This is a genomic window from Plantactinospora sp. KBS50 (genome assembly GCF_002285795.1).
Lineage (GTDB): Bacteria > Actinomycetota > Actinomycetes > Mycobacteriales > Micromonosporaceae > KBS50.
Genome location: NZ_CP022961.1, coordinates 6,271,675 through 6,283,920, shown reverse-complemented (window position 1 = coordinate 6,283,920; position 12,246 = coordinate 6,271,675). Strand labels below are relative to the sequence as shown.

Here is a 12,246-nt window from a genome sequence, read left to right as displayed (position 1 = left end):
GGTCGGGATCAGGGTGGAGACCGGAATCGGTCCGCGTCATCGCTTAGGTATTTTCGTTGCGTGACAGAGACCGTTCCGGGCCGGCCACCCCTGCCTGCGGTGCCCGGCCTGACCGATCTGTCACTCTTTGCCCGGGGTGGCTACGCGACGGTCTACCGCGCCACCCAGGTGTCGGTCGGGCGCGAGGTCGCGGTCAAGGTGGAGAACCGCACCCTGGACAGCGAGCGCGACCAGCAGCGCTTCCTGCGTGAGGCGCGGGCGGCCGGCCGGATGTCGTCCCACCCGCACGTGGTCGACCTCTTCGACGTGGGCGTCACGACCGACCAGCACCCCTACCTGATCATGGAGTTGTGCGACGGGTCGTACGCCGAGCGGATGCGCAGCGCACCGCTGCCCGCGGCGGAGGCGCGCGACCTGGGAGTGAAGATCGCCGACGCGCTGGCCCACTCGCACGCCGCCGGTGTGCTGCACCGGGACGTGAAGCCGGCGAACATCCTGTACTCGCACTTCAACTCGGCCGTGCTGGCCGACTTCGGGCTCGCGGTGCTGGCCGAGATGCGGGACCCCACCGTCACCCTGGAGGTGCTGACCCCGGCGTACGCGCCGCCGGAGATGTTCCACCACGCGCCGCCGGCGCCGGCCGTCGACGTGTACGCGCTGTGCGCCACCCTCTACGCCGTGATGTACGGCCGGCCGCCGCGCTGGCAGGAGCGGGACCCGAGCCTGGTGATGTTGATGGAGATGTTCCAGCAGCCGGTGCCCGACCTGCCCGGCGTACCGCCGGCGCTGGTCGACGTGCTGCGCCGGGGCATGGCCAACGAGCCGGGCGAACGACCCAGCGCGACGGAACTGCGCGACCTGCTGGCGGACGTACCCCTGGCCGGTCCGGCCGGGTCGCGGCCCGGTCCGGCGCCGGTGCCGGCTGCGACCCGGCCGGCGACCGGCGGCGCGCCGGCCGGTCCCGCCGCGGACCCGCCGGCGGCGGAGCCGGTCACGGTGCGCACGCCGGCAGCGGCGATCGCGCCGCCACCCCGCTACTCCCGCTGGCAGGTGGCGGTCACCCTGGTCGGCGCGGTGTTCCTGCTGGTCACGGTGGGCGCACTGTCCTGGTACGCCGGCCGGCACCCGGGCGGCAGCGCCGGACCGTCGGCCACGGCCGGCCCCGGACGCCGCCCGGCACCTCCCCGGCGGCCGCCGGCACCACGCCGGGCGGCGGCGCCACGGCCGCGCTGCCCGGTTGCCGGAACGGGCTGCCGTCCGGGGCGCGCTGCCCGGCCACCCCCGAATGCTTCGGCCCGGTGCGCATCCGGGGAACGGCGGCCGAGGCCGAACCGGCGACCTGCGCCGGCCGGCACACCTGGGAGACGTACGCCCTCGGCGAGCTGCCCGCCGACGTCGACCCGCAGGACCACGACTCGGTCCGCACCCGGGCGGCCAGCCAGGTCTGTACGAGCGGGACCTTCGCCCGGGTCACCGGCTACGGATCCACGACCGGCTGGCGGTTCGAGGTGCTGCCGCCGGACCGGGCCGCCACCGAGGCGGGCGACCGCAGCTACCGCTGCCTCGCGGGCAAGGGCGTGGACGGGCTGACCGGGCCGACCCTGGGCAACTGACCCGGCGCGACGCTTCGCCGGCTTCCCCTCGTTGGTCAGTACGGGCCGTTGGGGTCCCGTGCCGTGTGCCTTGCCGGGGGTAATCGAATGCGTCTACCACGCCGTCTCGTCGTCGCCGGGGTCGTCGGGACCGTTCTGCTGGGACTGTCGGGCGCCGCGCCGGGAATCGCCGGCCCGCCGCGCGGCACGCCCGCGAATGCCGCGCCGCCGGCCGGTGTCGCCCCGCTCGCCGGTGTCGCCCCGCCCGCTCGCGTCGCGCAGCCGGCCGGTGCCGCGCCGCCCGCCCGGGTCGCGCCGGCCGGCGCCGACCGGACGACCGCGGCCGAGGCGCGCCGGGTGGATCGCGTGCCCACCCCACGGCTGGACTGGTACGGCTGCGACGACTCGGCCGAGTGTGCCACGGTGCGGCTGCCGCTGGACTACGACGACCCGCACGGCGCCACCACCGAGATCGCCCTGCTGCGGATACCCGCCCGGGACCAGCGGCACCGGATCGGCAGCCTCTTCGTGAACCCCGGCGGGCCGGGCGGATCCGGAACCGAACTCGCCCGGTACGCGCCGTTCCTGTTCAGCGACGCGGTGCTGGACCGGTTCGACGTGGTGGGCGTGGACCCGCGCGGGGTCGGCGCCAGCGAGCAGTTGCGCTGCTTCCCCAGCGTCCGGGAGCAGACCCGGGCGTACGCCGGTCTCGCGGTGCCGTTCCCGCTGGGCGCCGCCGAGGAGCGGGCCTGGGTCGCATCGTCGCAGGCGATCGGCCGGGGCTGCGCCGGCACCGGCCGCCGGCTGGCCGGCGCGATGTCGACCGCGGAGGTGGCCCGCGACCTGGACGTGCTGCGGCGGGCGGTCGGCGACCAGAAGCTGAGCTACCTCGGGTTCAGCTACGGCAGCATCCTCGGGCAGTACTACGCGAACATGTTTCCCGACCGGGTCCGGGCGCTGGTCGTCGACGGGGTGCTGGACCCGCGGGCCTGGGTGGGCGACCGGGCCGCGCCGGACCTGCTCCAGGACGACCGGCTGCGCAGCGCCGACGGGTCCTACCGGGCGCTGCGCGAGATCCTGAACCGCTGCGGCCGGGCCGGCCCGCGGCGCTGCGAGCTGGCCGCGGCCGGTGACCCGGTCGCGAACTACGACCTGGTGGCCCGCCGGCTGCGGGCCAAGCCGTTGGTGCTGACGGATCCCGACGGCGGCCGGACCGTGGTGAGCTACGCGATGTTCGTGATGGCGACGCTGTTCGACCTGTGGACCCCGGACGGCTACGACGACCTGGTCGAGACCGTCCGGCAACTGCTCGTGCTCACCGACCCGAAACGCGCCGCCGCGGCCCGGACCGCCCGGCCGGCGTCCGAACTGGCCCGGCTGCTGGCCCCGGCGCCCGCCGCCGTACCCGCCGGGCCGGCGGCCGGCCCCGGCCGGATCCCGCGCTTCGACTTCCCGTACGACGACTCCATCGAGGCAGCCTCCGCCGTCACCTGCACCGACGCCGTCCACCCGGCCCGGGCGCAGGACTGGCCCCGGCTCACCGCCCGTGCCGACGAGCGGGCCGCGTACTTCGGCCGGGCCTGGAGCTGGGGTACGGCCATCTGCGCCGGCACGACCTGGACGGTGCGGGACGAGGACGCCTACACCGGGCCGTTCAACCGGTGGACGGCGGCGCCCGTGCTGGTGGTGGGCGGCTACTGGGACCCGGCGACAAACTACGCGGGCGCGGTGTCCGCGGCGGCGCTGCTGCCCAACAGCCGGCTGCTGTCCAGCGACAGTTGGGGCCACACGTCGTACGGCACCTCGCACTGCGTCACCGGCTCGGTCGACGCGTACCTGCTCTCCCTCACGCTGCCCGCGGAGGGGACGGTGTGCGTCGGTGACATCCAGCCGTTCGCGGCGGACCCGACGGACCCGGCGGACCGTGCGGATGCGGCGGGTGCGGCGGCGGCCGGCCGGTCCGGCCGGACCGGCTGATCCGCCGCTACCCGGTCCGCCGCTACCCGGTCCGCCGCTACCCGGTCCGCCGCTACCCGGTCCGCCGCTACCCGGTCCGCCGCTACCCGGTCCGCCGCTACCCGGTCCGCCGCTACCCGGTCCGCCGCTACCCGGTCCGCCGCTACCCGGTCCGCCGCTCGGACCCCGGTGGCCGCCGTCGCAGCAGTTCGAGCACGGCGGCCACCAGCAGGGCCGTGCCGGTGCCCACCCCGGTCGCCAGGCTGAGCGGCACGCCGTTGGCCGCGTGCAGCGCCAGCGCGGCGCCGGACGCGGCGACCACCACGACGCCCAGCGGAATCAGCACCCGGCGGTCGCGCAGCACCGGAACCAGGGCCCAGAAGTGGACGCCGGTCACGAAGGCGACCCACGGGGCGATCTGGTCCGGGTGTCCCGTCGCGCCCAGCGCGGCGGCGCCGGCGCCGAGCACGGTGTAGCTGACGCCGACGATGATGCCGTAGCGGCGGGACGCGGCCCGGTCGCGGGCGGCGGTCAGCTCCCGCCGCCACCGCCAGGTGCCGACCGCACCGAGCACGGCCACGGCCAGGCTCAGCACGCCCGCCGCGAGCAGCGGACCGAACCAGCCGGCCGGCGCGTCCTGCTGGGCCCAGCCGAACCACATGCTGCCGAAGAAGCCCAGGATCAGCGCGGTGAACTGGGCGTCGGCCCGGGAGATCGGGATCCGCGCCAGGCTCGCCGCCGGACCGGGGCTCAATAGGACCGGTCCTGGTCGAGGACGTGCTGGGCCACGAAGTTGAGGATCATCTCCCGGCTGACCGGGGCGATCCGGCCGGCGCGCACCGCGCCCAGCAGGGTCGCCACGCCGTACTCGGTGGTCATCCCGTTGCCGCCGAGCGACTGGATCGCGGTGTCCACGGCCAGCGCGGACGCCTCGGTCGCGGCGTACTTGGCCATGTTGGCGGCCACCCCGGCCTCGACGTCCCGGCCCGCGTCGTACAGCGCGGCTGCCTTGTAGACCATGAGCCGGGCCAGTTCCACCTGCACCGCCGCGTGCGCGAGCGGATGGGCGACCCCCTGATGCGCGCCGATGGTCCGGCCGCCCCACACCTTCCGGGTGGCCGTGTACCGGCCGGCCCGCTCCAGCGCGTACCGGGCGGTGCCGGCGCTCATCGCGGCCACCGTGATCCGCTCCGGGTTCAACCCCGAGAACAGCGCCGGCAGGCCCGAGTCCGGGCCGCCCACCAGCGCGTCGGCGGGCAGCCGGACGTCGTCCAGGTAGAGCAGGAACTGGTTCTCCGGGGAGACGATCTCCATGTCCAGCTTCGACGAGGTCAGCCCGGCGGCGTCCGTCGGCACCACGAACAGCGCCGGCTTGAGCCGCGGCGCCGCCGGGCCGGTACCCGTGCCCGGCCCCTTAGCGGCCGGACCGGCCTCCTCGGCGATCCGCGCCACCACCAGCACGTACCGGGCCTCGTCGACGCCCGAGATGAAGCACTTGCGGCCGGACAGCACCCACCCGGCGCCGTCCCGCCGGGCCACCGTGCCGAGCCGGTGGAAGTTGGACCCCGCCTCCGGCTCGGTGATCGCGAAGGCCACCTTGAGCGAGCCGTCGGCGAAGCCCGGCAGGAACCGTTCCCGCTGTTGCTGCGTGCCGTGCCGGGCGATCACCGTGGCGGCGATGGCCGGGGACACCACGAGCAGCAGCAGCGGGCAGCCGGCCGCCGCCAGCTCCTCGGCGACGATGGCCAGCTCGGTGATCCCGCCGCCACCGCCGCCGTGCTCGCCCGGCACGTTCACGCCCAGGTAGCCGAGCTTGCCGGCCTCGGCCCACAGCTCGGTGGTGTGTTCCCCGGCCCTGGCCTTGGCCACGAAGTACTCGTGCCCGTACCGGTTGCCGAGCGCCCGCACGGCCGCCCGGAGCTGCTCCTGCTCCGCGGTGAGGTCGAAGTCCACTGTGGCACCTTTCAATCGGGGTCGACCACGGCCAGCACCGCGCCGGCGTCGACCTGGCCACCGGCGGGCACCGGTAGCTCGACGACCGTGCCGGCGGTGGGGGCGAGGACGGGGTGTTCCAGCTTCATCGCTTCGAGGGTGAGCAGCGGCTCGCCGGCAGCCACCCGTTGACCGACGGCCACGGCGATCCGGGAGACCGCGCCCGGCAACGGCGCGAGCAGCGACCCGGCGGCCAGCTCCGCGACCGGCTCGGGGAACCGCGGCAGCTCGGTCAGCGCCACCGGGCCGTCCGGGCCGTCCACGAAGAACTCGGCTCCGGCGCGGTGCACGGCGAACACCCGGCGCAGCCCGTCGACGTCCAGCACCACCCGGTCCGGATCGGCGGCCACGAGCGTGCACGGTGGCCCGCCGTCGCCGTCGGTCTCTGGGCCGGCGTCGGGGTCCGGGCGGTCGTCGCCGGCGGTGCTGTCGGTGTCGGCGGTGCCGGCCGGGGTCACCGACCAGGCCGCGAGCGCGCCCGTGCGGTCCAGCAGGTAGCGCACCTCCAACTCGCCGGCCGGCCCCGCGAACCGCACCGACTGGGGCACGGCCGGCACGTTGCGCCAGCCCGACGGCAGGCCGGCCAGCACCGGCGCGCTGGCCCGCCGGGCCGCCGCCCCGGCGAGCGCGGCCACCAGCGCCGCCCGGCGTACCCCGCGCGGGGAGGCGAGCGGCGCGAACACCTCGGGGTGCCGGTCCAGGAACCCGGTGTCCAGATCGGCCGCGGCGAAGGCGGGACTGCGCAGCACGCGTACCAGCAGGTCCCGGTTGGTGAGCACGCCGTGCAGCCGCGAGCGGGCCAGCGCACCGGCCAGCAGGCGGGCCGCCGCGGCCCGGGTCGGCGCCCAGGCCACCAGCTTGGCCAGCATCGAGTCGTAGTGCACCCCCACGGTCGAACCGTCGACCACCCCGGAATCCAGCCGCAGCCCTTCGACCGGGCGGAACTCGCCGGCCACCCCGGGCACCGCGAACCGGTGCAGGGTGCCGGTGGCCGGTCGCCAGTCCCGGGCCGGGTCCTCGGCGCACAGCCGTACCTCGATGGCGTGCCCGCGCACCGGCGGCGCCGCCGGCAGCGGCCCGCCCTCGGCGACCAGCAGTTGCAGCCGGACCAGATCGAGGCCGGTCACGCACTCGGTGACCGGGTGCTCGACCTGGAGGCGGGTGTTCATCTCCAGGAAGTAGAACTGGCCGTCCGGCGCGAGCAGGAACTCGACCGTGCCGGCACCCAGGTAGCCGACCGCCCGGCCGGCCGCGACCGCCGCCGCGGCGAGGGCCGCGCGCAGCCGGTCCGGGATGACCGCCGGCGCCTCCTCGACGATCTTCTGGTGCCGGCGCTGGATCGAACACTCCCGCTCGCCCAGGCTGAGCATCGTGCCGTGGCTGTCGCCGAAGATCTGCACCTCGACGTGCCGGGACCGCTCGACGTACCGCTCCAGGAAGACCGTGCCGTCGCCGAACGCCGCGGCGGCCTCCCGCCGGGCGCCGGCCACCGCCTCGGGCAGGGCCGCGGCGTCCCGCACCACCCGCATGCCCCGGCCCCCACCGCCGGCAGCCGCCTTGACCAGCACCGGGAACTCGGTGACCAGGTCCGGATCGGTGTACGTGGGCAGCATCGGCACGCCGGCCCCGGCCAGCAGCGCCTTCGCCGCGATCTTGTCGCCCATCGCCGCGATCGCCTCCGGCGGCGGCCCGATCCAGGTCAAGCCGGCCGCCAGCACGGCGGTCGCGAACGCCGCGTTCTCGGCCAGGAAGCCGTACCCCGGGTGCACGGCGTCCGCGCCGCACCGCCGGGCCGCGGCCACCAGCGGTTCGATCCGCAGGTACGTCTCGGCCGGCGCGTTTCCGGGCAGCCGCACCGCGGCGTCCGCCTCGGCGACGTACGGCGCGTCCGCGTCGGCGTCGGCGTGCACGGCCACGGTCTCGACGCCCAGCTCGCGGCAGGTCGCGATGATACGGCGGGCGATCTCGCCGCGGTTGGCCACCAAGAGTCGGCGGATCGGTTCAGGCATCGGGCGCCAGCCCTTTCGTTCGGGACCGCGGAACCCGCTGCGCGGCGTTCCCGTCTGCTACACCGGGAGGGATCTGCGACATCTCCGACCTCCGCTACATCCGGAAGACGCCGAAGCCGTCGGCGCCGCGGACGGGGGCGTTGTGCACCGCCGACAGGCAGAGCCCGAGCACGGTACGGGTGTCCCGGGGATCGATCACCCCGTCGTCGTAGAGCCGGCCGGACAGGAACAGCGCCCCCGACTGCGACTCGATCTGCTGCTCCACCATCGCCCGCATGGCGGCGTCGGACTCCTCGTCGTACTCCTGGCCCCGGGCCGCCGCGGCCTGCTGGGCCACGATGGACATCGTCCCGGCCAACTGCGCCGGCCCCATCACCGCGGACTTCGCGTTCGGCCAGGTGAAAAGGAACCGCGGGTCGTACGCCCGGCCGCACATCCCGTAGTTGCCGGCGCCGTACGAGGCGCCGAGGTTCACCGTCAGGTGCGGCACGGTCGAGTTGGACACCGCGTTGATCATCAGCGCGCCGTGCTTGATGATGCCGCGCTGCTCGTACTCGGTGCCCACCATGTAGCCGGTGGTGTTCTGCAGGAACAGCAGCGGGGTGTCGGTGGCGTTCGCGAGCTGGATGAACTGCGCGGCCTTCTGCGCCTCCGCGCTGAACAGCACCCCCCGGGCGTTCGCCAGCACCCCCACCGGCCAGCCGTGCACCTCGCCCCAGCCGGTCACCAGGGCCGCGCCGTAGTCGGGCTTGAACTCGTCGAACTCGCTGCCGTCCAGCACCCGGGCCAACACCTCGCGCGGGTCGAACGGCACCTTCAGGTCCGCGCTGGCGATGTCCAGCAACTCCTGCGGGTCGTACCGGGGCGGGGCCGGATCGGCGGTCCGCGGCGGCGGCCCCTGCTTGCGCCGGTTCAGCCGCCGGACGCAGGAGCGGGCCAGCCGGATGGCGTCCGGCTCGTCCTCGGCCAGGAAGTCCGCGAGGCCGGAGCGGGTGGCGTGCATGGCCGCCCCGCCCAGCGACTCGTCGTCGGTCACCTCGCCGGTGGCCATCCGTACCAGCGGCGGTCCGGCCAGGAACACCTTCGCGCGGTCCCGCACCATGATCGTGTAGTCCGACATCCCCGGGATGTACGCGCCGCCGGCCGTCGCGTTGCCGAACACCACGCTGATGCTCGGGATGCCGGCCGCCGAGAGCCGGGTCAGGTCTCGGAACACCCGGCCGCCCGGGATGAAGATGTCGGCCTGGCTCGGCAGGTCGGCACCGGCCGACTCCACCAGGTTGACCATCGGCAACCGGTTGGCCGCCGCGATCTCTCCGGCCCGCCGGGTCTTGGCCAGCGAGACCGGGTTGACCGCCCCGCCGCGTACCGTCGGGTCGTTGGCCACGACCAGGCACTCGACGCCGGCCACCACCCCGATCCCGGTGACCACGCTGCCGCCCACCGGGAAGTCGGTGCCCCAGCCGGCCACCGGGGACAGTTCGAGGAACGGGCTGTCCCGGTCCAGCAGCAGCTCGATCCGCTCCCGGGGCAGCAGCCTGCCCCGGGCGTGGTGCCGGGTGACGTACTTGTCGCCGCCCCCGGAGCGCGCCTGGTCCAGCGCGGCGTCCAACTCGGCCAGCCGGTCCAGCATGGCCGCCCGGTTCGGACCGGCGGCCGGCGGCGCGGCGCGCAACACGCTCATGCTCAGATCCCCAGCCCCTTCGCGATGATCTCGTTCATGATCTCGGTGGTGCCGCCGCCGATGCCGAGGATCCGGGCGTCCCGGTAGTGCCGCTCGACCTCGGCGTCGCGCAGGTAGCCGAAGCCGCCGTGCAGTTGCACCGCGTCGTCCACCACCCGGTCGCAGGCGGCCACCGCCACGTTCTTGGCCATCGCCACCTCGGCCACCAGCGGCTGCCCGGCCGCCACCCGGGCCGCCACATCGTGTACGTAGCTGCGGGCCGCCTCGGTGACGGTGGCCATCTCGGCGAGCCGGTGCCGGACCACCTGCCGGCTGGCCAGCGCCCGGCCGAAGGTGTGCCGGTCCCGGCACCAGGTGATCGTCAGCTCCAGGCAGCGCTGGGCGGTCGCGTACGCGCTGGTGGCCAGGCCCAGCCGCTCGCTGGCGAAGTGCTGCATGATCTGCAGGAAGCCGGTGTCGGCCGGCCCGACCAGGTTGGCCACCGGCACCCGGACATCCACGAAGGACAGCTCGGCGGTGTCCGAGCAGTGCCAGCCCATCTTGCTCAGCGGCGGCCCCACCGTGAAGCCGGGCAGGCCCCTGTCGATGACCAGCAGCGACACGGGACCGCCGCCGGCCACGCCGGTGCTGACCGCGGCCGTGACGAAGTCGGCCCGGATCCCGCTGGTGATGTACGTCTTCGTGCCGTTCACCACGTAGTGCTCGCCGTCCAGCCGGGCCGTGGTGTGCACGGCGGCCACGTCGGAACCGCCGCCCGGCTCGGTGATCGCCAGCGCGCCGATCTTCTCCCCGGCCAGGGTGGGTCGGACGTACCGGTCGACCAGGTCCGCGGCCCGCGGGCTGCCGACGGCGGGCCGGATGCGGGCCGGGGCGGGCAGTCCGGGACCGGCGCCGGCCGCCGCGACGATGTGCGGCAGCGCGATGCCGTGCGTGAACAGCGCCGCCACCAGGCCGGACGAGCCGCCGGCCCGGATCAGCTCCTCGGTCACCACGATGGAGTCGAGCAGGTCCCCGCCGCTGCCGCCGACCTTCTCCGGAAAGCCGATCCCGAGCAGACCCAGCTCGGCCGCCTTCCGGTGCAGCGCGCGGGGCACCTCGCCGGCCCGTTCCCAGTCGGACAGGTGCGGCAGCACCTCGCGGCGGGTGAAGGATCGGGTCAGCTCGCGTAGCTGCCGGCGCTCCGGGGTGTCCACCAGGCTCATCCCGGCACCTCCGGCAGGTCGACGACGCGGGACCGGAGCAGTTCGCCGAGCGCCTTGGCCTGCGGGTCGAACCGGGTGGAGGCGCTCACCCCCGCGCCGAGCAGGCCGCGCAGCACGAAGTTCACCGCCCGCAGGTTGGGCAGCTCGTGGCGGTCGATGGCCAGCTCGGCGGTCTCCGGCAGCAGCTCGCGCAGCCGGTCGGTGGTCAGCCAGCCGCGCAGCCAGGCGTACGCCGGGTCGCTGCGCGCCCACACCCCGAGGTTCGCGTCGCCACCCTTGTCCCCGGAACGCGCGCCGACCAGCTCACCGAGCGGCCCGCGCCGGGCGCGCGACCGCGACGGGTCCGTGGCCGCCGGCGGGCCGCCCGGTGGACCGCCGACCGGCGCCGGACCGGCCGGCCCCGTCGCCGCCGGCGCGGTCCCGGCCGGCGTGGTCCCGGCCGGCAGCGCAGTCGCCGGCGGTGTGGTCCCGGCCGGTGTGGTCCCGGCCGGCGGTGGGATGTGTCGCCGGTCGCCGTCCGGCAGCACCGCCACGTGCCGCACCGATTCCTGCGGCACGTGCTCGGCGGTGAAGACGCCGTACGGCCGGGCGTCGCCGGGCGGGGTGGTCAGGGTGCAGCCCGGGTACGAGGCCAGGGCCAGTTCCACGGCCGCCGCCGAGAACGCCCGCCCGGCCCGCTTCGGCTCCGCCGACCGCAGGTTCACGTGCAGCAGCGCGCTCGCCACCTCGGTCTCGGCGGCGTCCGGATGGTCGGTGCGGGCCAGGGTGAACTCCAACCCCGGCGCGCCGACCGCGTCGGTCAACTGGGCCCGGACCAGCTCCGCCTTCGCCTCGATGTCCAGCCCGCAGAGCACGAACGTCATCCCGTTGCGGTAGCCGCCCAGGCTCGCCACCCCGACCTTCAGGGTTTCCGGCGGCGGGGTGCCGCGGACGCCGCTGACGCGTACCCGGTCCGGGCCGGCCGGCGCCAGGCGGACGGTGTCCAACCGGGCGGTCACGTCCGGGCCGAGGTAGCCGGGTCCGTCGATCTCGTAGAGCAGTTGTGCGGTCACCGTCTCGACGGTGACCGCACCCCCGGTGCCGGCGTGCTTGGTGATCACCGAGGAGCCGTCGGCGTGCACCTCGGCGATCGGGAAGCCGGGCCGCCGGCCGCGGTCGGGCAGTTCGGTGAAGAAGCTGAAGTTGCCGCCGGTCACCTGCGCGCCGCACTCGATCAGATGTCCCGCCACGGTGGCGCCGGCCAGCGCGTCGAGGTCGCTGTCCCGCCAGCCGAAGTGCGCGGCTGCCGGCCCGACCAGCAGCGAGGCGTCGGTCACCCGGCCGGTCACCACGATGTCGGCGCCGGCCCGCAGACAGGCCGCGATTCCGAAGGCGCCCAGGTAGGCGTTCGCGGCGAGCGCCTCGGGCCGCTCGACCGCGTCGCCGGTGACGTACCCGACCCGCAGCGGCAGGCCGAGCCGGTCGACCAGCGCCCGCAGCGCGTCGGCCAGGCCGGCCGGGTTCAGCCCGCCGGCGTTCGTCACGATCCGGACGCCGCGCTCGGCTGCCGTGCCGAGACAGCCCTCCAGCTGGCGCAGGAACGTGCGGGCGTAGCCGAGGGCCGGGTCGCCGAGCCGGTCCCGGGCGAGGATCACCATGGTCAGCTCGGCCAGGTAGTCGCCGGTCAGGACGTCCAGGTCGCCGCCGTCGAGCATCTCCCGCCAGGCGGCGAAGCGGTCCCCGTAGAAGCCGGAGGCGTTGCCGATCCGCAGCGGCCCGCTCACCTGTGGACCGCTCCCGGCGTACCGTCGGCGGCCGGTTGCCGGTCGGGA

At 75.4% G+C, this 12,246-nt stretch carries 7 protein-coding genes and 1 pseudogene; 2 read left to right on the top strand and 6 right to left on the bottom strand.

Going from position 1 to position 12,246, the window contains the following annotated elements; genetic code table 11:
• The first annotated feature begins 99 nt into the window (after positions 1-99).
• Both CIK06_RS32695 and CIK06_RS27205 read left to right on the top strand, forming a co-directional pair.
• Positions 100-1,613, top strand: a pseudogene (locus CIK06_RS32695) (serine/threonine-protein kinase).
• An 87-nt stretch (positions 1,614-1,700) separates the two neighbouring features.
• Positions 1,701-3,569 (top strand): alpha/beta hydrolase, encoded by a 1,869-nt coding sequence (locus CIK06_RS27205; protein ID WP_095567186.1) that lies wholly within the window; start codon positions 1,701-1,703, stop codon positions 3,567-3,569.
• 142 nt (positions 3,570-3,711) lie between these two features.
• Here CIK06_RS27205 and CIK06_RS27200 read toward each other — a convergent pair whose 3' ends face one another.
• The 6 genes from CIK06_RS27200 to CIK06_RS27175 all read right to left on the bottom strand — a co-directional run bounded on the left by CIK06_RS27200 (position 3,712) and on the right by CIK06_RS27175 (position 12,198).
• A complete protein-coding gene (locus tag CIK06_RS27200) occupies positions 3,712-4,302 on the bottom strand; it encodes a hypothetical protein (RefSeq protein ID WP_095567185.1) in 591 nt (196 codons plus the stop codon).
• Positions 4,299-5,501 carry an acyl-CoA dehydrogenase family protein gene (locus tag CIK06_RS27195; RefSeq protein ID WP_095567184.1) on the bottom strand — a complete coding sequence of 401 codons (1,203 nt, stop codon included), beginning with the start codon at positions 5,499-5,501 and terminating at the stop codon, positions 4,299-4,301. The genes CIK06_RS27200 and CIK06_RS27195 overlap by 4 nt, the downstream gene beginning before the upstream one ends.
• A gap of 11 nt (positions 5,502-5,512) precedes the next feature.
• Positions 5,513-7,549 carry a biotin carboxylase N-terminal domain-containing protein gene (locus tag CIK06_RS27190; RefSeq protein ID WP_095567183.1) on the bottom strand — a complete coding sequence of 679 codons (2,037 nt, stop codon included), beginning with the start codon at positions 7,547-7,549 and terminating at the stop codon, positions 5,513-5,515.
• Between the two features lie 94 nt (positions 7,550-7,643).
• Positions 7,644-9,233: an acyl-CoA carboxylase subunit beta gene (locus CIK06_RS27185; protein WP_095567182.1), complete on the bottom strand. Its 1,590-nt coding sequence runs from the start codon at positions 9,231-9,233 to the stop codon at positions 7,644-7,646.
• 2 nt (positions 9,234-9,235) lie between these two features.
• The gene (locus CIK06_RS27180) at positions 9,236-10,435 is read right to left on the bottom strand and encodes an acyl-CoA dehydrogenase family protein (RefSeq protein WP_095567181.1); all 1,200 of its coding nucleotides are present in this window, start codon (positions 10,433-10,435) and stop codon (positions 9,236-9,238) included.
• On the bottom strand, positions 10,432-12,198 hold the full coding sequence (locus CIK06_RS27175) for an acyclic terpene utilization AtuA family protein (protein ID WP_095567180.1): 1,767 nt from the start codon (positions 12,196-12,198) through the stop codon (positions 10,432-10,434). Before CIK06_RS27175 ends, CIK06_RS27180 begins: the two co-directional genes overlap by 4 nt.
• Between the last annotated feature and the right edge of the window lie 48 nt (positions 12,199-12,246).

What these genes read in the sequence shown, in the direction of transcription:
- CIK06_RS27205 (WP_095567186.1), top strand. Translation starts at nt 1,701, where the DNA reads ATGCGTCTACCACGCCGTCTCGTCGTCGCCGGGGTCGTCGGGACCGTT.
- CIK06_RS27190 (WP_095567183.1), bottom strand. Translation starts at nt 7,549, where the DNA reads ATGCCTGAACCGATCCGCCGACTCTTGGTGGCCAACCGCGGCGAGATC.
- CIK06_RS27185 (WP_095567182.1), bottom strand. Translation starts at nt 9,233, where the DNA reads ATGAGCGTGTTGCGCGCCGCGCCGCCGGCCGCCGGTCCGAACCGGGCG.
- CIK06_RS27180 (WP_095567181.1), bottom strand. Translation starts at nt 10,435, where the DNA reads ATGAGCCTGGTGGACACCCCGGAGCGCCGGCAGCTACGCGAGCTGACC.